Raw genomic sequence first — 20,926 nt, 5'->3', positions numbered from 1 at the left:
TTTGGGGGTTTCCCGCAAAATTAAAAGGTAAATAACTATATTTCTTATAATTAAACCTCCCCACAATTGCATAATCATAGACCCTGTTAATTTAGGATTACTTTCAATAGTGTATTTAAATACAGTATAACGATATACTAGTCACATATTTTGCTTGATAAATTTGGCCCATGGACGTATCTCGACTTCTTGATGAATTAAATGATAAACAACGTGATGCTGTAGCAGCATCTGCTAGTGACATGCTTATTTTAGCTGGTGCGGGAAGTGGTAAAACTCGTGTGCTGGTACATAGAATTTCTTGGTTAATGGAAGTCGAAGGCATAGCACCTTATGGCATATTAGCCGTGACATTTACCAACAAAGCAGCTAAAGAAATGCGCGGTCGGATTGAGCAACTACAGGGCTGCTCATTAAACACCATGTGGATAGGCACGTTTCACGGTATCGCACATAGATTGTTACGCACACACTATGCTGAGGTTAACCTACCAGAAAATTTCACAATTTTAGACTCAGATGATCAATATCGCATGCTTAGGCGCGTGATAAAAAGCATGAACCTTGATGAAAAACATTGGCCACCTAAACAAGTTCAATGGTACATCAATGGCAATAAAGATGAAGGTTTGCGCCCACAACATATTGAAACATACGGAGACGCCAACCAGCAAAAAATGCGCGAGATTTATCAGGTTTATCAACAAACTTGTGATCGAGCAGGCTTAGTTGATTTTGCTGAATTGTTATTAAGAGCCCATGAATTATGGGCTAATAACCCGCAAGTATTGGCCCATTATCAAAAACGCTTTAGAGCAATATTAGTAGACGAATTCCAAGACACTAACAATATTCAGTATGCTTGGTTACGTATGTTAGCAGCACCAAACAATAACATGATAATTGTAGGGGATGATGATCAGTCTATTTATGGCTGGCGGGGGGCAAATGTTGAGAATATCCAACATTTTTTACGCGATTTCCCAACTGCCAAAACCGTTCGACTCGAGCAAAATTATCGTTCAACAGGCAATATTCTCAAAGCTGCTAATGCAGTAATCGACAATAACCAAGGACGATTAGGTAAGGAATTATGGACCGAAGATAGTCAGGGTGAATTAATATCCTTGTATGCAGGATTTAATGAACTAGACGAAGCCAGATTTAACATTTCACGCATAAAAGAATGGCGGGATACTGGCAATGCTTTAACAGATTGTGCCATCTTGTATCGCAACAATGCCCAATCTAGGGTGTTAGAAGAAGCCTTATTACAAGAATCTATTCCCTATAGAATATATGGCGGTTTACGCTTTTTTGAACGCCAAGAAATACGTGATGCTCTGGCATATTTACGCCTCATTAACCAATCAATTGATGACGCGGCTTTCGAACGGATAGTCAACACACCTACCCGTGGACTGGGCGATAAAACCTTATCTCAAGTGCGTGAATTGGCTCGTGATGCAGAGTTGTCAATGTGGGAAGCCAGTCAACGTATGATCCAAGAAAAACGTTTAAATGGTCGAGCGGCTAACGCACTAAGTGCTTTTATTAAACTCATCAATCAATTGTCAGATGACATGGCAGACATGTCTTTAGAGAAGCAGTCGGATCATGTCATAAAACACTCAGGCTTATTTGCTATGTATCAAGCAGAAAAAGGCGAAAAAGCCCAAGCGAGGATTGAAAATTTAGAAGAATTGGTAACAGCTTGTAAGCAATTTGTGGTGCCCGAAGAAGCTGACAACATGACACCTTTGTCGGCCTTTTTAGCCCATGCATCATTAGAAGCAGGCGATACACAAGCTGATAGCCATCAAGATGCGGTGCAAATGATGACGATCCATTCAGCTAAAGGGTTAGAGTTTCCATTAGTCTTTTTAGTAGGCGTAGAAGAAGGCATGTTTCCCAGCCAAATGAGTAACGAAGAGCCAGGGAAAATAGAAGAAGAAAGGCGATTATGTTACGTTGGTATGACTCGGGCGATGCAAAAACTATACATTACCTATGCTGAAAACAGACGCTTGTACGGTCAAGAAAAGTATCATACACCTTCTCGATTTATAAAAGAAATTCCAAACGAATGCATTGAAGAAGTACGCTTGCGCACCACTATCACCCGTCCAGTACAAACTCGTTTTACCCCACCGACCGGACATACCTCATTCGAAGCCACTGGATTCCAACTAGGTGAAAGAGTTGCCCATCCTAAGTTTGCCGAAGGCACAGTATTAAACTATGAAGGTTCGGGGGAACACGCTAGAGTACAGATTAACTTTGATGAGTTTGGTACTAAATGGTTAGTTATGTCATTTGCTAAGTTAACTAAAGTCTAAATTAACTGAGACTAAATTAATTAATCAGCTACCTTTAACAAAATAGATTGGTACATAATATATTTATGCAGCTAAAAGTTTTAATCGTTGAAGATAATTACATCAATATGGAATTGATGAGAAGCTTGATACAAGAAGCGGGCCTCACGCCAATTTGTACTGGCAGTTTATTTGAAGCGCAACAAGTTTTTTCAAACTCGGCCCCAGAAGAGTTTTTATGTGCCGTGGTCGATTATTGCATACCTGATGCTCCGTCAGGCGAGGCTATTGACTTTGCCATTGAATCCTTTTTGCCCACCATAGTGATTACTGCTTCTCAAGATGACGAGGTAAGAATTAATATTCTGAAGAAAAATATTGTTGATTATATTTCTAAAGAAAGTAACCAGATGTTTGAATATCTTACACGGCTATTAGCTAGGTTAGATAAAAATAAAAAAGTAGGCGTGTTAGTGGTTGAAGACTCTCGTATTCAAAGATCAGCCATGACATCGCTACTCAGACGCCACAATTTTATTACCTTTGAAGCTGCCAATGCAGAGCAAGGTTTACAAGTTTTCAAAGAACACTCGAATATAAAACTAGCTATTATTGATGAAAATATGCCGGGTATGTCTGGGATCCAGATGATTGCAAAATTGCGGGAAACCTATAATGAAGAAGACTTAGGTATAATAGGTATATCGGGTGAAGAAAATACTGGTTTACCCGCTCGTTTTATTCGTGGCGGGGCTAATGACTATATGCATAAACCTTATAGTCATGAAGAATTTTTTTGCCGCGTATTACAAAATGTAGAACGCCTAGAAAACATTGAAACTATTAGGCGGGTAGCTAATTCAGATTTTTTAACTGGATTGCCGAATAGAAGGCACTTCTTCACCCAAGTTGAAACAATCCAAAAAACCGAACCTGAACAACAAAGTTTAGCCATCATAGATATAGATCACTTTAAAAATATAAATGATACCTATGGTCATGATTGTGGCGACTATGCTTTAAAAGAACTGGCAGTTATTGTGGCTGATTATTTTTCTGATTATTCTGCCGCACGTTTTGGCGGTGAGGAGTTTTGTGTATATTTTGCCAATGTCGAACATCAAAAAGTATGGCAAGTGATGGAAGCATTTCGTCAAACGATTGAACAAAAAGAACTAATATTTGAAAAGCAGTCAATAAAATGTACCGTTAGTATTGGGCTCACAAGTTATACTGAGGAAGGGATCAACGGTATGCTGAAGAGCGCAGACAAACATTTATATACAGCTAAAAATAACGGTAGAAACCAAGTAGTCACGGACTAATTCGCCAACCTAATCTTCAAGTAAACCTCCATGAATAAATATAAAATGACTTTTATTGTGTTTGGCCATTTTCTTCTACTTGGCTGTATTAGTTTTGGCGGCCCCGCAGCGCATATTGGATATTTTCAAAAAACCTTTGTTGAAAAATTAACTTGGCTAACCAATGAAGAATACGCCAATTTAATTAGCCTAAGTCAAATTTTACCGGGCCCTGGCTCTAGCCAAATTGGCTTTGCAATTGGCTTACGCAAGGCTGGGTTACTAGGCGCGATTGCGGCATTTATCGGCTTTACTTTACCCTCTTTTACTATAATGTATTGTTTAGCTAGTATGCTTGATCTAAATAATTCCCAACCTTGGGTAGTAGGTTTGGTTAATGGTTTAAAATTATTGGCCGTGGTAGTGGTATTTGATGCCATTCAGAGCATGGCAAAGAGTTTTTGCAAGACCAAATTAAGCTTGGCCATTGCTGCCATAAGTGCAGCTATCCTAATCACATTTAGTATCGCTTTTCTTCATATATTCATTTTAGCCACTGCTGCAATTATTGGTATTATCAATAATCAATTATATAACAGTACACCTGCTAACTCACTATCTACAAGTGTTATCAATACTGGGCGTTTTAGAATTTGGCCTTTGATCACTTTTTGTGTATTTTTCGCGATCGCATTATTAGCCAATAATTTCAGTACAAGCCTTAATGTATTCTCCTCCTTCTACCAAAGTGGCAGTTTAGTATTTGGAGGAGGGCATGTAGTTTTGCCACTGCTGCAAGCCAGCGTTGGAGATTCACTCACCAACGAGCAATTCTTATTTGGTTATGCGGCCGCGCAGGGGGTGCCAGGCCCAATGTTTTCTATAGCCACATTTATGGGCTTTCTAATGACTCCATCCTCCCCCTTTACGGGGGCTTTATTGGCAACGGCTGCCATCTTCCTACCAGGTTTTTTATTGGTATTATCTTTACATGATGTTTGGCAAAAACTGCTAAACAATTGTTATTTTTCTGGTGCGGCATGGGGAATCAATGCGTCTGTGGTAGGTTTGTTGATTGCGACTTTTTACCATCCGATATTAACCAGTACAGTTAATGACCTATTAGACATTATTTACATTCTAGTGGGGCTAGTTTGTATCAAATTATTTAAACTGCATATTTTAATATTGATCGGTTTATTTAGTCTAATTGGCTTGGTTGGCGTACTGATATAGTTGCGTTAATCCGGAAACATATGCCCAAAATTATTGGAATTGCACGGCGGCGGCAAATGAATCAGACCTCATGAGCTTAGTTTACTAAGTGTTAAGCATTTACAAATCACGGCGAATAAATGCGGCCAACAAACGCGCAGTTTCAAGAATGAAGGGGATTAATCTGCACAATATTGATTTCGACCAGCTTCTTTGGCTCTGAACAAATTAGTATCTGCCTTATTGATAAGTTCCATAGCACTCTTGGCATTATCCTTACCTTGAGGCGATACAGCGGCTATTCCAATACTAATAGAGACAAAATCATGAGAAGCAGCTGATGCAGCTGGGATCTCTCTTTGGCGCACATTTTCAATTAATTCTTGCGCTACACTTTTAGCCCCTTTTATATCGGTAAAAGGTAACAGCAATACAAACTCTTCTCCGCCATATCTAGCCGCAAAGTCTCTTTCACGCCTCTTACTTCCAGCAATCAAAGAGGCAATAATTTTTAAACATTTGTCACCTTCTAAGTGCCCGAACGCATCATTAAATAATTTAAAGTGATCAATATCTATTATCAATGCAGCTAATCCGTGACTTCCTCGAATAGCAGAATACCATTCTTTATTGATCATAGTATCTAGCTGCATACGATTCGCTAAACCAGTCAAGCCATCTGTGCAAGAGACCTGCGCAAGTTTTTTATGTTGCGCAACCATTGCCATGATGTTGCTCACTCTAGAAAACAAAATACCTAAGCGAGTGTTTTTATCGATATAATCAACCGCGCCCATAGACAAACATACTTCTTCTTCGTCTTGATTAACATTGTCGCTAAAAAACATTATGGGGATATGTGCAGTTAATTTATTATTTTTTACGAAAGTACAGAGTTCTTGGCCTGAAATAATTGGCGTATTGATAGCACTTAAGACTAAATCAATATCTTTTAATAAAATGCTTTGTAAGGCAGATTTGCCATCGCGAGCAATTTCAATATTGAAAGACTTAGCAAACATCGAGCTTAACGTAGAAATACTAATAACGTCATCGTCGATAACAAGTAAAGTCAATTGATGTTGAAATGTTGGCATAACGTCCTTGATAAATACATCCAGCAACTACCATTGCAAAGGAGCAAGTCAATGTTAATGAGAATACCTTATAAAGCATACATGAGTTTCGTTTAAATATTAAACAACAATAAATTCAATTATTAAACCTAATGAGCATAACGAGCCAAATTAAATCTATTTTTTACTATATCGGTTTTGATAAGCCTTTACTTTAATCGCATATACTTTGCAAAGTCCTAAACCGAAGAAATTATCAGTGAACCTTATACTAAAACCAAGTAAACTTACCCTTTGTTTTTGTATCTGAGTCGCTTTTGTCTGAATCCCCATCACATTCTTCTACACTATTACATCAAGCCAGTGAAATACTAAAAAACACCTTTGGTTATGATCAATTTAGAGAAGGGCAGCAGCAAGTCATTACAAAAGTATTAGCTGGACAAGATGCTTTGGTATTAATGCCAACAGGCGGTGGTAAGTCTTTGTGTTATCAAATTCCAGCACTATTATTGCCGGGGTTGAGTATTGTTGTTTCACCGCTCATTTCGTTAATGAAAGATCAAGTCGATGCCCTGCAAACAAGTGGGGTAAAAGCAGCCTTTATCAATTCAAATTTATCCCCTGAAGCAATATTTAACGTGTTTAAAGGTATGCAAGACGGGGTTTACAAACTTATCTATGTTGCCCCAGAACGCTTAATGCAATTAGATTTTGTAGCCCGTTTACAGTCTTTAGAGATAAGCTTAATTGCCGTTGATGAAGCTCACTGTGTGTCCCATTGGGGCCACGATTTTAGAAAAGACTATCGCTTGCTTGGACAATTAAAACAAACGTTTCCTAATGTACCTATGATGGGCTTAACTGCCACTGCCGACTTGGCCACTAGAGCCGATATAGCTCATCAATTACAGCTAGTTCAACCTTTTGTATTTAAAGGTAGTTTTGATAGACCAAATATTCGATATAACCAAGTCACTAAATATAAAGCCACCGACCAAGCCATTAGTTTTGTTAAACAACAAGAAGGTAGTAGTGGCATTATTTATTGCAATAGCCGCCGAAAAGTCGATGATTTAGCCATAGCATTAGCTAAACAAGGAGTGAATTGTGCCGGTTATCACGCGGGCCTTGAAGGTAAAATACGCGACAAAATACAGCGAGATTTTATTCAAGATAAAATAGACGTAATAGTAGCAACTGTCGCTTTTGGTATGGGTATAGATAAATCAAATGTTCGATTTGTGGTGCATTTCGACTTGCCTCGGAGCATAGAATCTTATTATCAGGAAATTGGCCGAGCAGGCCGCGATGGCATGCCAGCAGAAGCATTATTACTATTTGATGAAAAAGACGCGGCACGCATTCGCCAATGGATTTCTACAGGCGAAAATCCAGAACGAAATGCAGTAGAACTCCAAAAGTTTGCCGCTATGGAAGCCTTTGGTGAAGCGCAAACCTGTCGTAGGCAAATACTACTTAACTATTTTGCTGAATATTCAGCTGGCCATTGCGGAAACTGCGATATTTGCCTGGATCCGCCTAAAGCATTTGATGGCACAGTTGACGCACAAAAGGTCTTGTCTTGTGTGTTTCGTTTGCAACAATCAGTAGCCAGTCAGTATTTAATTGATGTGTTAAGAGGTAAACAACTCAAACGCATTTTTGAAAATCAACATGAGCTATTATCCACCTTCGGTATTGGTAAAGATCAATCAGATGAATATTGGCACAATATTATCAACCAGTTGATCCATAGAGGTTTGCTGAGAGTTGATATCACCTTAAACGCAGTATTAAAACTCACCGAAGAAGCTCGGCCAATATTAAAAAGCCAACAAAGCTTGCAACTAGCAGTACCTAGATTAAGTGTTAGCTTAGGTAAAAAAGCCAAGTTTCAAACTGAAAACTATGATCGCGCTTTATTTGCCAAACTTAAACACCTTAGAAAATCTATTGCTGAGCAAGATGATGTCCCTCCTTTTGTGGTATTTAGTGACGCGACACTGGCTGATATGGCGGATAAATGCCCAGAATCCTCATTTGAATTTTTAGATATTCATGGCGTGGGTCAAGCCAAATTAGAACGATATGGAGAACGATTTATTGAAGTAATTAGTCGGCATATGAATAATTAATCTTTACCCATTAGCCTAGCTTTACGTTAATATCTGTTTTAAATATTTGATGTGTTTTTTTGAAATTAGTATCCGATGCCAGTAGAAGTCGTACCCCGCAAAAAGAAAGACGATAAAGTTGAAAAACTTAAAGTCCCACCCCACTCAATAGAGGCCGAGCAGTCTGTTTTAGGCAGCATGCTAATTGCGCCTGACTCTTGGGACAAGGTCGCTGAAATTGTTGTAGAGGATGATTTTTATAATCATTCACACCAAATTATCTATCGCGCCATCGTTCGTTTACTTTCAAAAAATGAACCCATTGATTTAATTACTGTATCTGAAGATCTAGAAAATTTAGACGAATTAGAGTCCGCAGGTGGTTTTGCGTATTTGGGTGAATTGGCCCGTAATACTCCCAGCTCAGCAAACGTTTCAGCTTATGCGCAAATCATTAAAGAACGTGCAATAACCCGAGAGTTAATTGGTGTTGCCCATGAAATAGCCGATACCGGATATAATCCAGAAGGTCGCAACAGCGGCGAAATTTTGGATATGGCTGAAAGTAAAGTATTCGAAATTGCTGAAAAAAGAACTGGGGCAAATGAAGGCCCTAAAAATGTTGAATCTGTACTGACCAAAACCATCGATCGTTTAGAAGAGTTGGTTAAAAACAATAAAGAAGTCACAGGTGTATCAACGGGTTACACAGATTTAGATAAGAAAACCAGTGGTCTACAACCTTCAGATTTAATCATTTTAGCCGCTCGTCCATCCATGGGTAAAACCACTTTCGCCATGAACTTGTGTGAAAACGCCATGTTATTGGAAGAAAAACCGGTACTGGTATTTAGTTTAGAGATGCCCGCCGAACAAATCATGATGCGTATGTTGGCATCACTTAGCCGAGTGGATCAAACCAATGTACGTACCGCACAATTAGACGATGAAGACTGGGCCAGAATGTCAAATACCATGGCCATGCTAAAAGACAAAGACAACTTGTTTATTGATGACTCATCAGGCTTAACGCCCATGGAAGTCAGAACTCGCGCCAGAAAACTCGCTCGTGATAAAGGTGGTATCAGTTTAATCATGATCGATTATTTACAGCTGATGCAAGTGCCAGGATTAAGCGATAACCGTACCTTGGAAATTGCTGAAATATCACGCTCACTAAAATCACTGGCTAAAGAGTTAGAAGTGCCAGTTGTCGCTCTTTCACAGCTAAACCGTAGTTTGGAGCAAAGAAGCGATAAACGACCAATCAACTCCGACTTACGTGAATCAGGTTCAATCGAGCAAGATGCCGATTTGATTATGTTTATCTATCGAGATGAAGTATATAACGAACAAAGTACTGAGAAAGGTGTCGCCGAAATTATCATCGGTAAACAGCGTAACGGTCCAATCGGTACTTCAAGGCTTACCTTCCAAGGCCAGTTCTCACGCTTTGATAACTACGCCGGTCCTCCTTTAGATGATGAATATTAAATTACTGACGATCCAGCCAATAAAGATTTAATTTATCAGTAATATTTATCAATAATGGGGAGGTGGCATTTCTTCTTTTTCAGAGGCCATGTTACTTGGCTCGATGGAGCTGACTTTGGCAGCTAACTTTTTAAAGCTGAATTGAAGGTCGTCGATTTGTTTTTGTTGTTCGATCAATGCTTGATTCAAACTTTCTATGGTGTCTTCTTGGAACGCTACTTTCATTTGTAGCTGCTCAATATTGTCTTCTACTGTGTTCATGTTTATTTAACGTCCCATTTTTCTACTAAGCCACTACTGCTAGCAGATAAGATTTGTTGATTATTGATAAAAGCGACTGAGTAAACCACTGCCGTGGGTGGCTGGCTGTTTTCTCGGGGAGAAACATACCACTCTTTTAATTCTTTGCCGGTGGTGACATCCCATAAATTCATGCGTTTCGCTGGAGAGCCGGTTAATAGATATTTTCCGTCTGGTGAAAAACTCGCAGTAGTAAATATTCGCTGACGAGCCAAATATTGTAGATTACTTACTTCTTGCCCTGTGGTTAGGTCCCAAATTTTTGCGTCTCTTTTACTATCAGCAGTAAAGGCATAACGACCTTGATCGTCCAAACTGACTTTAGTCACACGACTAGAATGTTCAAACTTATGGATCACTTGACCACTGCGTGTATCCCACAAATAAGCCACATAATCGTTACTACCTGTCAGGGCATAAAAGCCATTTGGTGAGATATCTACACTATTGACCTTTTCTTGATGGCCTAAAAACTCTAAGCGTCGAGTAGTATTAGGCTCAAAAAACATCACCTTACCATTACTGCGACCCACTAAAATACCACGACCCAAACTAGACACAGCTACATCGCGAATACTGGCTTCATCTATACGCCAATACCCTTCAGGCTCTCCTTCTAACAAATTCCACAGGGTAAATGTTTCACGACTGGAGGTCACAACGTAACTATTATCAGCAGCAATATGAATGTTAGTGACTGTATTAATCGCATCTTCTTGGTTATTCCAAGCGAATTTTTGAGTATTGGACTGAAGATCCCAAACCTGAATACCACTTTTAATATTGGATATCACACTGATCGACGCATCTGCCGAAATATTTGCTGCATCAGCAATCTCGTCTACTTGTTGGTAGCTAGCTTTGGGTTTATCACTTGGTTCTGTGCAGCTGGTTAACTGAAGCAGTAGCAAACACGCAAAACAGGATTTTAAAAATATTCGCTTCAATGGACTTCGCCTAAGTTAAGATGGCAACTTGTAACATTTAGTATTAACCATTATTGCAAAGTTCTGAAAAAATCGACTAAATTTTTTGCTTCGATTTCAACTCGATAGTTTTCTTCTACTCGTTTTTGTCCCGTCACGCCCATTTCGGCGAGCTTTTCTGTATCCGATAACATCAGCTGCATTTTTTCGGTAACAGCCTTTTGATCATTTACTGGTACTACATATCCATCTTTGCCTTGGCGAATAATTTCTTCCCAAGCTCCAGCTTGGGTAGCAAGCACTGCTGCGCCACAACTCATAGCCTCAAGCACAGTTAAACCAAAACCTTCGTTATCGCTCAATGCACTGACCATAGACAACGCACTAAAAATAGGGGGAATTTGCTCAAAAGGTAATTCGCCAGTAAACGTAATTCTGCCTTCTAATCCAGCTTGTTTAATTTTATCTTTTAGGCCGTCAACAAAATCTTGGTTACTCGAAGAAATAGCGCCAACAACAACGGCATTCACCTCGGGTAACTCAGGTAATACTTGAATACAAGCTTCTACAAACAAATGCACCCCTTTTTGTTTACGCACGCGACCTAAAATACCAATGCCGGATTTGCCACCATAACCTAAAGCTTGCCACGCGGCTTGTTTGTCTGGTGCTGGGCGATAATTATCGATTTGCACCCCGTGTGGGTTCACCATAGTAGGTGGTTTATGTAAAAAAGATGCGGAGCGCTGGCTAACGGCTATCACTGCATCCATTTTTTCAGTTAACCACTTGGTAGAACCAGAACGTTTACGTTGTGCAGCTGAGCTAAACACCAATTTAATTTTTGCACCGAATACATACTTTAAGATCACCCCTTGAATCATTTCATCGACCCGACGGGCATGAAAGATTCTCCATTTACCGTTACTTAGGGGTTTTCGACATAGTTTGACTGTATGCCAAAAGCTAATAACTAAGCCAGGTTCAGGCACATAGTGTTTACCCATAATGCGTAAGTTGATTAACTTTTTTTGGTGAGACATGACTTGCAGCATAGTCGAAGTCACACCTGAGAAATTAGAGTTGGAGTTACCTATAATGAGTTCAACTTCTTCAGGCTGAGTGTGTGAGTCGGTGTTTGTGGTCATTATTCGCCTAACAAAATGGTAAGTAGCTGAAGGGAGAAAGTATTATTCTGCAATTATTACGGAATACTTTACAATATCGCTCATCTTTTATTTTTGAAATTATATCATGGCAAACATGCAGGAAAAAACTTTTGGCCCACAAACTATCCTGTTTGATCCGGAACATTTTACTCATCCTGAGCCTGACATATTTAATGGATCTTTTTGGCATTCACAAAGTAAAGTGTTAGGTGAAGCAAAAGGGAGAGGCACCACTTACTTTTTTCAACATAACAAGCAAGAATACGTATTACGCCATTATTTAAGAGGCGGCTTAATCGGTAAAATTATTCATGATCAATATGTATTTAATGGATTAAATAACACACGTGCTTGGCAAGAATTTAAGCTATTACAACACATGTTAGAGCTTGGTCTAGCTTGCCCTAAACCTGTAGCAGCACAAATCACAAAAACAGGCTTATTATACCGAGCAGATATTATTTTGGCTAAAATCAAACAAGCCATAGATGTTTTCAATATTTTATTAACTGACAAGATATCTGAAAAAATATGGCAGGATATTGGTAAAACCATAGCCCAGTTTCACCAACAGAATATTTATCATCACGACCTAAATATTCACAATATTATGTTAGATAGCCAAAACAAAGTATGGTTAATCGACTTTGATAAATGTTACGTCAAGCAAGGTACAGACTGGCAACAAGAAAATTTAAGTCGCTTACATCGCTCTTTTGAAAAAGAAAAAAGACTAAAAAATATTCAGTGGCAAGAAAGCGACTGGATAAAGCTGATGTTGGGTTACCAATCAATCTGACTTTTAGGTAATGCTAAATATGGCTAGTGCAAACGGTATTTAATTTCGGTGTATATGAGGCTATTGGTTTCTGATTTAGCATTAATGTCTGAGTCATTAGATATATCACCATGTTCGATATTTCCCCCCACCTTCAACAACCAGTCACCAAATTGCGTTTGATAAAACCCCGATAACCTGAGCAAGTCTTCACTAATGCCTTGTAAAACAGGTGAGGGAGATTGTTTATCTTGGTTGAGTTCTAAATGGTTAATCATGACTTCAAACAAGTCGCCATCGCTATACTGTTTATTTATGCCTAAGGTCAATGTTTTTGCATCGCTATCAAAAGTACTACCGATAGCTCGATTATAAAAACGATAACCACTGGTGTAAGTGCCATGCTCGTAATAACAATTATTACTGGGTAAACCTTGATTCGAACAAGCAACATTGGTGTCACTGCTTTCTAAATATACTTTGCTGCCCCAGAAGTAACTGGATATGCCAAACAAATTAGCGTTGTCGGTAACGTTAAAATATTCTTGTTTGTCTTCACCAATTCTTTGCCCGTAAAAGCTAATAGGTCGGTCGAAAAGCTGGCTGGTATAGATGAAATCTATACCAGCGTGATGATTACCGATTGGAGATTCAAAAGTTTCAACGCAACTTTCTTGCCCGTTTAAACATTCAGTATCAAAGGTGATCACATTAATAAAGTCAGAGAGTGAATTACCTCGCCCTTTTCCACCCCACATGGCATTCCAAGACAGGCCAATTTCTAAACCAGATATAGGTTTAAAATTAAAGCGTGTACTCCATATTTTTGTATCCGGTACCGCTCGTTCTGATTCTAACTGACCTACTTGCATAGTAAAAAACCAAGGGCCTAAATGTTTAAGAAGATAGTGTTCAGAACGAATTGCTTCTGAACGTGACAACGCTAGCGAAGGAATAGGACGAGCATTATTAGTTAATATTAAGCTACCTGATTGTGCTGGCCCCCACCATTGACTCATGCTACCTAAACGTAAATTCCAGTCACCAAACTGATAGGCAATAAAACTTTCGTCAAAGTGTTTTTTGCCACCACGCTCATAGTTAGCAGAAACTTGTCCGGCCCAGCGTCCTAGGTAAAACTCTTTGGTTATATTGAACTGTACTTTTTGTGCCTGTAATCCAGAAAAATCAGTGAAGCGGCTATCATCGCTAGCACCATATAAACTTATTATCGACTGACCTTTTTGAGTTTTATGTACTTGTAAATAGTGTTTTAAACGCTTTGCTGCGGTAAATGGAATAGCCGGTAGTTGTTCGGCGTTAACTTTTTCTAATTGTTGAGCAATGCCTTTCCAAGGTACAGGAAAACTAGTCACTGCGGCATCTATCACTCCCCATTCACTTAAAGTTTGAAGATCTTTATGCAACTGTGGCTCTAAGGTGCCAATCCAAGGAGAAGAAATACTTTGATTTGACCAACTAATGCCTATTGATAAAATGCAAATCAAAAACGACTTTAACAAATTTTTGCTCCCAAAATACATCGTGGCGAGAAGAGAAAACAAGACACTTTAAAGAAAACAGTATGATACGTAATAATTTTACGAAAGGCTAAATGCATTACGGCAATAAATAGAAATTAATCTAATTGTGGGGTATTTTGTAACAAGCTCAGGTCGAACCTCGACCAAAAACTAGCATTATTAGAGGTTATTTTTGGCATTATCTCAACATCAGTCAACTTCCGTTTCAGTAGTCATTGTTAATTATCGCAGTTGGGATAAATTGGCAGCCTGCCTTGATTCTTTACTTAAAACCAACACTGACAATATTAAGCTAGAAATAATTGTGGTCGACAATTGTTCTGACGACGAAAAACTAGATGCTTTTGCAGCACAATACCCTAGTATAAATTTTATCTTAAATAGTGGAAATCATGGTTTTGCTCATGGCTGTAATACCGGAGCAAAGGCATCCAATAGCGAATATTTATTTTTTCTAAACCCAGATACTGAAGTGCCTACTCAATTATTTTCTTATTTGATTGATGGATTAAACAAACTGCCAGCTTTTTCGATTATTGCCACCCAAAAACTGTCCGCCAAGGGCAAAGCTGAGAGGGTCGAACGCTTCTTACCCCGTTGGTATACACTAACAGGTATTGGAAAAGCCGCTCATAGGTTTTGTATTCGTAGTCAGTTGAAGCAAAATTTCGCCCTAGATAAAGAAGTCGTTTATCCTGAATGGGTATCTGGCTCTGTTATCTTCATGCGCAGCAAAGCTTATAAAAAATTAAATGGATGGAATGAAAGCTATTGGATGTACAGTGAGGATGTCGACTTGTGTAAACGCGCGGCAAACTCAGATGGAAAAATTGCACTGTTACAAAATGTCGCCATTATACATAACCATGGTGGTAGCTCTCGAATTAACCCAGTGACGTCAGCATTAACCAAGAGTGAAGTGTATATTTCTCGCCATATTTATATTGCACAACATTTTAATAAAAAAAACGTATTTGTAATTCAAGGGTTATTAACTGTTAAGACTCTAATCAAAACTGGCTTAATTGCTTTTTTATCAATACTTGCCTTTAATCACCCAAAAGCGCAAGTCAGTCGACAATTATTTAAAAACCTCATCAGTTATTATACTCATGCCCTAGTAAACAAAACTTGGTTAAGTCCAAGATCTGTGCTTTACAAAAAATAAATTAGACGAATATTCAGAAAATGCTAAAGTGGCCACATCAAGTCACTTATTAGTATTTATTACTTAATTTAGACGCTTATAAAAGTCATCAATTATTATGCATAGAACCGCAATTTACCCAGGCACTTTTGATCCTGTCACCAATGGCCATGCCGATTTAATCGAACGGGCTGCCAAAATGTTTACTCAAGTTATTGTGGGAATTGCATCTAACCCTAGTAAAAAGCCCTTATTTACCCTTGAAGAGCGTGTTGAACTAATTAAACAAGTCACACAGCATTTAGACAATGTTGAGGTTATTGGTTTTACTGGTTTATTAGCCGACTTTGCAGAGCAACAAAACTCAACCGTGCTAATACGCGGACTAAGAGCTGTTTCAGACTTCGAGTACGAGTTTCAATTAGCCAATATGAATAGAAGACTCAATCCTAAGCTAGAAAGTGTATTTATGACACCAGCAGAAGAAAATTCATTTATATCATCCACCTTAGTCAAAGAAGTAGCTTTACACCGAGGGCGTGTGAATGAATTTTGTCACCCAGCAGTGATTGATGCTTTAGACAAAAAGTTGCATCCGTAAAGCAAAATAAATAACACTAATACTATTTTAGATAGTAGTTAACACCGACAAATCATCGCTAACAAATCATTTCTGGCAAGTTGGGCAATAAAAAGTATTACGTTGCCCAATGGTTACTGATTTAATCTCGGTTTTACAGGCATCGCAAGTTTCGCCAGCTCGGCCATAAACCAGCAGTTGTTGGGCAAAATAACCAGGCTTTCCATCTGCCTGCATAAAGTCTTTTAAGGTTGTGCCACCTTGCTCAATCGCACTAGCCAACACCTTTTTAATTATATCAGCTAAAGCCAAATAACGTTTCTTAGTGACTTTACTGGCGGGTTTTCTAGGGTCGATACCGGCAATAAACAAAGATTCATTGGCATAAATATTACCTACACCCACCACCACTTTGTTATCCATTATAAAGTTTTTCACGGCAACTGTTTTACTGCGAGATAAATCAAATAAGCGATTACCATCAAACTCTTCTGTTAACGGCTCAGGCCCTAAACTAGTCAATATACTTAATGCTGGCTCACCTGCAGCCTGCCATAAACAACAACCAAACCTACGAGTATCGTTAAAACGTAAACATTTACCGTTATCCATCACAATATCGATGTGATCATGCTTTTGAACGTCTGTGTCAGCATCCACCACACACAATTTACCTGACATACCTAAATGTAAAACTATGCTGCCTTTATCTGTATCGAGTAACAAATACTTTGCTCGGCGGCGGATAGTGTTGATTAACAAACCTTCGGCTTGAAATATTTGCTCTGGCACAGGCCAGCGTAACTTAGGCTGGCGGACTATGATTTGTTTAATGGTTTGTTGTTCTAAATGTGGGCTGATACCCAAACGACTTACTTCTACTTCTGGTAATTCAGGCATGGTTTAATGATCTATGTTTAATTGACTAAAATCGGGATTAACTAATTGATAGGTTTGTTGATTTATTTTTTGCTCTGTCTTCACTAGGGTTTTATCCGCAAAAAATAAAAATGAATAAGTGATAGGTTTTACTTGTCCAGCAAACCAGACAGAAATTGTTTTGACATCGCTCTGCCAATTGAGTTGATCATCAAATAATTCAACTTCTGCATTTTGCCAGTTGGCCACTAATTGGGTTAATTGCTCATGACTTAACTTGCCAGACTTGGCCCGCCAACCTTGGCCTATACGTTCAATTTTATCATTCTGATATTCGATCGTTGTAATAACCAATCCGGCCGGGATAAGAGTAGATATCTCAGGTTTATCTTGTACATTTCGATTCAAAAAATCACTACTAAAATTAAACAACATGATTAATATCAATGTTGTAAAAATAATGACGTTGTTCCAACCGCGCTGAGAAAGTCTAATCATTTAATTAACTAGATAGAGTAAATGGTAGGTCAAGTATGACATATACCCAAACCACCTCAAAATGCGCGTTTCAACGGGAATGAAAAACGCAGTATAAATTGTTTTGCAAACCGCCCGTAGGGTACGTCTGGGGCACTTCACTTCTTCGTAATGCCCTTTTGAAAGGTAATAACTTTCATTTAAGTCGACGCCTTGAATTGAAATACACCAGTCATCCTGAATCCGTCATTTTTGGGGGCATAGGTATGTATTTAAAACGCAAAAAACCCGACTAAAAAGCCGGGTTCTTCAGGAGACAAAACCAGTAAAATTTACTTGATTTTGGCTTCTTTAAACATTACGTGCTGACGAACTTTAGGATCAAACTTTTTGATCTCCATTTTGCCAGGCATGTTACGTTTGTTTTTATCTGTAGTGTAGTAATAACCGGTACCAGCACTAGATACTAACTTAATTTTATCACGCATAATCTGATTCCTTAAACTTTAACACCGTCGGCACGCATATCAGCTAATACTGTATCGATACCTTTTTTATCAATAATACGCATACCTTTGGCAGATAAACGCAGTTTTACGAAACGGTTTTCACTCTCAACCCAAAAACGGTGAGTGTGAAGGTTTGGCAAAAAACGACGACGAGTCGAATTTTTTGCGTGTGAACGGTTGTTACCTACCGCTGGACGCTTGCCAGTAACTTGACATACTTTGGCCATGGCCTGTCTCCAAACAATCTAAAAAATTTAGCTCTGACTCAGATTTAATAATCTATAAATACTGTGTCAACTAACGCTATTAACAAGAGGGCGCATTTTATACAGGAAATCCAAATCCAGTTCAAGAATAATGTGCATAAAAACAACTATTTTGTTGATATAGAGGCACAAATCCAAATCCTAAGCTTAAATCAAACCTCTTTGGGCAAACGACACTGCAACGCCATCACCTACTACAAAATGGTCTAAAACCTTTATATCCAGTAAATTAAATGCCTCTACAATTCGTTTAGTGATACTTTTATCAGCTTGACTGGGTTCTGCTACGCCCGATGGGTGGTTATGGGCTAAAATGACCGCTGCGGCATTATCTTTTAAGGCTTGTTGGACTAATACCCTAGGGTAAACAGACGCGCTGTCTATAGTGCCATAAAACATAGGGCGAAAGGTGATTAATCTATGTTGGCTGTCCAATAACAACATGGCAAATACTTCTTGAGGTTGATCTCGCAACTTAGCCATTAAATATGCTTGAGTTTGCTCGACAGAATTAAACATATCTTGGCGGTTGAGTTTTTCAGCCATGTATCTATGACTCATTTCTAAACTAGCTTGCAACTGCACAAATTTAGCCTGTCCTAAACCTTTAACTTGGCAAAACTCATTTTCAGTGGCATTAAACAAGGCGCGTAAACTACCGAATTGACTCAACAACACTTGGCCAAGTTCCAACGCGCTACAACCTTTAATCCCAGTACGTAAAAAAATAGCCAACAATTCTGAATCAGAAAGAGCGCTTGCGCCTTTAGATAATAACTTCTCTCTGGGTCTATCTTGTTTAGGCCAATCGGTAATTTTCATGCATCCTTGCCTCAATATTAAAAACAAAATGTTCTGTTTATTCATTAACTAAAAAATAAGCCTAGCAATAAGAGGGCGATCCAGCCAATAATGTGTTCATCAAGTTAATCGAATCTAAAAATACAAAACCATGCAGCATCAAGGTACAAATATTCTATTGGGGATCACAGGTGGTATAGCAGCCTACAAAACCCCTGATTTAGTACGTAAACTTATCGCTAAAGGCGCTAATGTGCGAGTTGTAGTGACTGACTCAGCAAAAGAGTTTGTTAGTCCCTTATCCTTACAAGCAGTATCTAGCAATACCGTTTCAGATAATTTATTAGACAAAGACGCTGAAGCTGCCATGGGCCACATAGAATTAGCAAAGTGGGCTGATAAACTGTTAGTCGCTCCTGCCACGGCGAATTTTATGGCCAAATTAACCTACGGCTTGGCTGATGACTTATTGTCTACTCTTTGCCTTGCCACAGCAGCACCTATAACGATTGCTCCGGCCATGAATCAACAAATGTGGCATGCCCCAGCAACTCAGCATAATCTTAACCAGCTCATGGATAGAGGAGTACAATTTCTAGGGCCTGCTCAAGGAGAGCAAGCTTGTGGCGATGTTGGGCCCGGCCGAATGTTAGAGCCACAAGAAATTGCAGATTTAATTTTACCAGATGTACCCAAGTTATTATTAGGCAAACGTGTGCTGATTACCGCAGGCCCCACTCGTGAGGATATTGATCCCGTTAGGTACATCACCAACCATAGCTCAGGGAAAATGGGTTATGCCCTTGCCCAAGCCGCCCAAAAATTAGGAGCAGAGGTGACCTTAGTCAGTGGCCCAGTGACCTTATCACCACCATCGGGGGTCAATATTCTAAAAGTATCTAGCGCTGAACAAATGCATACCTGCGTTATGCAAAATGTTAAAAACTCAGATATTTTTATCGGCTGTGCGGCGGTTGCCGATTACCGGCCTATTCAGAAAAACTCGCAAAAAATTAAAAAATCGGATCAAGAGTTAACACTTACTTTTGTTAAAAACCCTGATATTCTTAGTGATGTAGCTCATTTGGCTAATGCACCTTTTACTCTAGGTTTTGCCGCAGAAACGCAAAACATTAAGCAGTATGCACTAGGTAAATTACAACGCAAAAAGCTTAATATGATAGCTGCAAATGATGTATCTGATGAGAATATTGGCTTTAACAGTGAACAAAATGCTTTAACCGTATTTTGGCCCGAGGGTGAATTAAAACTAGAGATTGCCGATAAAAACATACTCGCTACGCAACTCATGGAGTTGGTTGCCAAAAGATACACAAAGTAAAAAACATACGCCACAATCGCTTAGGACAAAAAAATGCCAGCAACTAAACGCCCAAACCGCCGTGCTCAAATTCTACAAGCATTGGCTAGCATGTTACAAAGCAACCCAGGACAACGCATCACCACAGCTAAATTGGCCGCCCAAGTAGGTGTGTCAGAAGCGGCTTTGTATAGACACTTCCCCAGTAAAGCGCGTATGTTTGAAGGTTTGATAGAATTTATCGAAGAAACCCTATTTTCTCGCATCAATAAAATTATCAACGAAGAAAAAGACACTGCCACACGTTGCCAATTAATTTTGCATCTTATTTTAGGATTTGCAGAAAAAAATCCTGGGATTACGCGGATCTTAAACGGTGATGCCTTAATGGGTGAGCAAGATAGATTAAGAGAACGTATTGCACAATTATTTGAACGCTTAGAAACTCAGATGAAACAAGTTCTTAGAGAACGAAAATTACGTGAAGGTAAAACTTTACCGGCAGATGAAGGGTTAATTGCCAATATGTTGATTTGTTATGCTGATGGGCGTATTAACCAATTTATTCGAAGTGAGTTTACTAAAAAACCAACTGACAACTTCTCTGAACAATGGCAATTTATTAATAAACAATTTTTTAATTAGTACGAACTTAGGTTAAGTCACCACCTGAATCAAATAAAAAAAACGGGCAATTAAAGCCCG

General features: G+C 38.9%; 20 protein-coding genes. 10 read left to right on the top strand and 10 right to left on the bottom strand.

Annotation, left to right across the window (positions count from 1 at the left end; translation table 11 throughout):
• Nucleotides 1-170: 170 nt before the first annotated feature.
• The 3 genes from uvrD (at nt 171) to chrA (ending at nt 4,858) form a co-directional block, all read left to right on the top strand.
• Complete coding sequence (gene uvrD, locus L0668_RS04135) at nt 171-2,339, top strand: DNA helicase II (protein ID WP_235310814.1); 2,169 nt, start codon at nt 171-173, stop codon at nt 2,337-2,339.
• A gap of 65 nt (nt 2,340-2,404) precedes the next feature.
• Entirely contained in the window at nt 2,405-3,643 is a 1,239-nt protein-coding gene (locus L0668_RS04130) for a GGDEF domain-containing response regulator (protein ID WP_235310813.1), read from the top strand.
• A 30-nt stretch (nt 3,644-3,673) separates the two neighbouring features.
• Nucleotides 3,674-4,858: a chromate efflux transporter gene (chrA, locus tag L0668_RS04125; RefSeq protein WP_235310812.1), complete on the top strand. Its 1,185-nt coding sequence runs from the start codon at nt 3,674-3,676 to the stop codon at nt 4,856-4,858.
• Between the two features lie 158 nt (nt 4,859-5,016).
• Here the strand turns inward: chrA and L0668_RS04120 are convergent, their stop codons facing one another.
• Complete coding sequence (locus tag L0668_RS04120) at nt 5,017-5,934, bottom strand: GGDEF domain-containing response regulator (protein ID WP_235310811.1); 918 nt, start codon at nt 5,932-5,934, stop codon at nt 5,017-5,019.
• A gap of 296 nt (nt 5,935-6,230) precedes the next feature.
• On the opposite strand from L0668_RS04120, the gene recQ reads away from it, so the two are divergent.
• Both recQ and dnaB read left to right on the top strand, forming a co-directional pair.
• Nucleotides 6,231-8,051 carry a DNA helicase RecQ gene (recQ, locus tag L0668_RS04115; protein WP_235310810.1) on the top strand — a complete coding sequence of 607 codons (1,821 nt, stop codon included), beginning with the start codon at nt 6,231-6,233 and terminating at the stop codon, nt 8,049-8,051.
• Between the two features lie 75 nt (nt 8,052-8,126).
• The gene (dnaB, locus tag L0668_RS04110; protein WP_235310809.1) at nt 8,127-9,524 is read left to right on the top strand and encodes a replicative DNA helicase; all 1,398 of its coding nucleotides are present in this window, start codon (nt 8,127-8,129) and stop codon (nt 9,522-9,524) included.
• A 48-nt stretch (nt 9,525-9,572) separates the two neighbouring features.
• Here the strand turns inward: dnaB and L0668_RS04105 are convergent, their stop codons facing one another.
• From L0668_RS04105 to L0668_RS04095, 3 genes are read right to left on the bottom strand one after another with little or no spacing between them, the layout of a single operon-like run.
• Nucleotides 9,573-9,785 (bottom strand): SlyX family protein, encoded by a 213-nt coding sequence (locus L0668_RS04105; RefSeq protein WP_235310808.1) that lies wholly within the window; start codon nt 9,783-9,785, stop codon nt 9,573-9,575.
• A gap of 2 nt (nt 9,786-9,787) precedes the next feature.
• Nucleotides 9,788-10,771 carry a WD40 repeat domain-containing protein gene (locus L0668_RS04100; RefSeq protein ID WP_370659882.1) on the bottom strand — a complete coding sequence of 328 codons (984 nt, stop codon included), beginning with the start codon at nt 10,769-10,771 and terminating at the stop codon, nt 9,788-9,790.
• A gap of 50 nt (nt 10,772-10,821) precedes the next feature.
• On the bottom strand, nt 10,822-11,898 hold the full coding sequence (locus L0668_RS04095; RefSeq protein WP_235310807.1) for a glycosyltransferase family 4 protein: 1,077 nt from the start codon (nt 11,896-11,898) through the stop codon (nt 10,822-10,824).
• 115 nt (nt 11,899-12,013) lie between these two features.
• Here L0668_RS04095 and L0668_RS04090 point away from each other — a divergent pair, with 115 nt between their 5' ends.
• Nucleotides 12,014-12,718, top strand: a complete 705-nt coding sequence (locus L0668_RS04090) for a 3-deoxy-D-manno-octulosonic acid kinase (protein ID WP_235310806.1) — start codon at nt 12,014-12,016, stop codon at nt 12,716-12,718.
• A gap of 23 nt (nt 12,719-12,741) precedes the next feature.
• Here L0668_RS04090 and L0668_RS04085 read toward each other — a convergent pair whose 3' ends face one another.
• Complete coding sequence (locus tag L0668_RS04085) at nt 12,742-14,220, bottom strand: capsule assembly Wzi family protein (RefSeq protein ID WP_235310805.1); 1,479 nt, start codon at nt 14,218-14,220, stop codon at nt 12,742-12,744.
• Nucleotides 14,221-14,413: 193 nt separating this feature from the next.
• On the opposite strand from L0668_RS04085, the gene L0668_RS04080 reads away from it, so the two are divergent.
• Together L0668_RS04080 and coaD are read left to right on the top strand one after the other, a co-directional pair.
• A complete protein-coding gene (locus L0668_RS04080; RefSeq protein ID WP_235310804.1) occupies nt 14,414-15,409 on the top strand; it encodes a glycosyltransferase family 2 protein in 996 nt (331 codons plus the stop codon).
• A gap of 97 nt (nt 15,410-15,506) precedes the next feature.
• Entirely contained in the window at nt 15,507-15,989 is a 483-nt protein-coding gene (coaD, locus tag L0668_RS04075; RefSeq protein ID WP_235310803.1) for a pantetheine-phosphate adenylyltransferase, read from the top strand.
• A 66-nt stretch (nt 15,990-16,055) separates the two neighbouring features.
• On the opposite strand, the gene mutM is transcribed toward coaD, so the two are convergent.
• The 5 genes from mutM to radC all read right to left on the bottom strand — a co-directional run bounded on the left by mutM (nt 16,056) and on the right by radC (nt 18,921).
• Complete coding sequence (gene mutM, locus L0668_RS04070; protein ID WP_235310802.1) at nt 16,056-16,868, bottom strand: bifunctional DNA-formamidopyrimidine glycosylase/DNA-(apurinic or apyrimidinic site) lyase; 813 nt, start codon at nt 16,866-16,868, stop codon at nt 16,056-16,058.
• A 3-nt stretch (nt 16,869-16,871) separates the two neighbouring features.
• Nucleotides 16,872-17,345 (bottom strand): hypothetical protein, encoded by a 474-nt coding sequence (locus L0668_RS04065; protein WP_235310801.1) that lies wholly within the window; start codon nt 17,343-17,345, stop codon nt 16,872-16,874.
• Between the two features lie 311 nt (nt 17,346-17,656).
• Entirely contained in the window at nt 17,657-17,812 is a 156-nt protein-coding gene (gene rpmG, locus L0668_RS04060; RefSeq protein WP_235310800.1) for a 50S ribosomal protein L33, read from the bottom strand.
• An 11-nt stretch (nt 17,813-17,823) separates the two neighbouring features.
• Nucleotides 17,824-18,060, bottom strand: a complete 237-nt coding sequence (rpmB, locus tag L0668_RS04055) for a 50S ribosomal protein L28 (protein WP_235310799.1) — start codon at nt 18,058-18,060, stop codon at nt 17,824-17,826.
• Between the two features lie 186 nt (nt 18,061-18,246).
• Nucleotides 18,247-18,921, bottom strand: a complete 675-nt coding sequence (gene radC, locus L0668_RS04050; protein ID WP_235310798.1) for a RadC family protein — start codon at nt 18,919-18,921, stop codon at nt 18,247-18,249.
• Nucleotides 18,922-19,051: 130 nt separating this feature from the next.
• Here radC and coaBC point away from each other — a divergent pair, with 130 nt between their 5' ends.
• Together coaBC and slmA are read left to right on the top strand one after the other, a co-directional pair.
• Nucleotides 19,052-20,242, top strand: coding sequence for a bifunctional phosphopantothenoylcysteine decarboxylase/phosphopantothenate--cysteine ligase CoaBC (coaBC, locus tag L0668_RS04045; RefSeq protein ID WP_235310797.1), 1,191 nt, complete (start codon nt 19,052-19,054; stop codon nt 20,240-20,242).
• A 33-nt stretch (nt 20,243-20,275) separates the two neighbouring features.
• Nucleotides 20,276-20,866, top strand: coding sequence for a nucleoid occlusion factor SlmA (gene slmA / locus L0668_RS04040; RefSeq protein ID WP_235310796.1), 591 nt, complete (start codon nt 20,276-20,278; stop codon nt 20,864-20,866).
• Nucleotides 20,867-20,926 lie beyond the last annotated feature (60 nt).

It is taken from the genome of Paraglaciecola algarum (assembly GCF_021532655.1).
Classification (GTDB): Bacteria; Pseudomonadota; Gammaproteobacteria; order Enterobacterales; family Alteromonadaceae; genus Paraglaciecola; species Paraglaciecola algarum.
This window is presented reverse-complemented; position numbering and strand designations above follow the sequence as displayed.

Coding starts and splice junctions, on each gene's coding strand:
- uvrD (WP_235310814.1), top strand. CDS start 171: ATGGACGTATCTCGACTTCTTGATGAATTAAATGATAAACAACGTGAT.
- L0668_RS04130 (WP_235310813.1), top strand. CDS start 2,405: ATGCAGCTAAAAGTTTTAATCGTTGAAGATAATTACATCAATATGGAA.
- chrA (WP_235310812.1), top strand. CDS start 3,674: ATGAATAAATATAAAATGACTTTTATTGTGTTTGGCCATTTTCTTCTA.
- L0668_RS04120 (WP_235310811.1), bottom strand. CDS start 5,934: ATGCCAACATTTCAACATCAATTGACTTTACTTGTTATCGACGATGAC.
- dnaB (WP_235310809.1), top strand. CDS start 8,127: ATGCCAGTAGAAGTCGTACCCCGCAAAAAGAAAGACGATAAAGTTGAA.
- L0668_RS04105 (WP_235310808.1), bottom strand. CDS start 9,785: ATGAACACAGTAGAAGACAATATTGAGCAGCTACAAATGAAAGTAGCG.
- L0668_RS04095 (WP_235310807.1), bottom strand. CDS start 11,898: ATGACCACAAACACCGACTCACACACTCAGCCTGAAGAAGTTGAACTC.
- L0668_RS04090 (WP_235310806.1), top strand. CDS start 12,014: ATGCAGGAAAAAACTTTTGGCCCACAAACTATCCTGTTTGATCCGGAA.
- coaD (WP_235310803.1), top strand. CDS start 15,507: ATGCATAGAACCGCAATTTACCCAGGCACTTTTGATCCTGTCACCAAT.
- mutM (WP_235310802.1), bottom strand. CDS start 16,868: ATGCCTGAATTACCAGAAGTAGAAGTAAGTCGTTTGGGTATCAGCCCA.
- L0668_RS04065 (WP_235310801.1), bottom strand. CDS start 17,345: ATGATTAGACTTTCTCAGCGCGGTTGGAACAACGTCATTATTTTTACA.
- rpmG (WP_235310800.1), bottom strand. CDS start 17,812: ATGCGTGATAAAATTAAGTTAGTATCTAGTGCTGGTACCGGTTATTAC.
- rpmB (WP_235310799.1), bottom strand. CDS start 18,060: ATGGCCAAAGTATGTCAAGTTACTGGCAAGCGTCCAGCGGTAGGTAAC.
- radC (WP_235310798.1), bottom strand. CDS start 18,921: ATGAAAATTACCGATTGGCCTAAACAAGATAGACCCAGAGAGAAGTTA.
- coaBC (WP_235310797.1), top strand. CDS start 19,052: ATGCAGCATCAAGGTACAAATATTCTATTGGGGATCACAGGTGGTATA.
- slmA (WP_235310796.1), top strand. CDS start 20,276: ATGCCAGCAACTAAACGCCCAAACCGCCGTGCTCAAATTCTACAAGCA.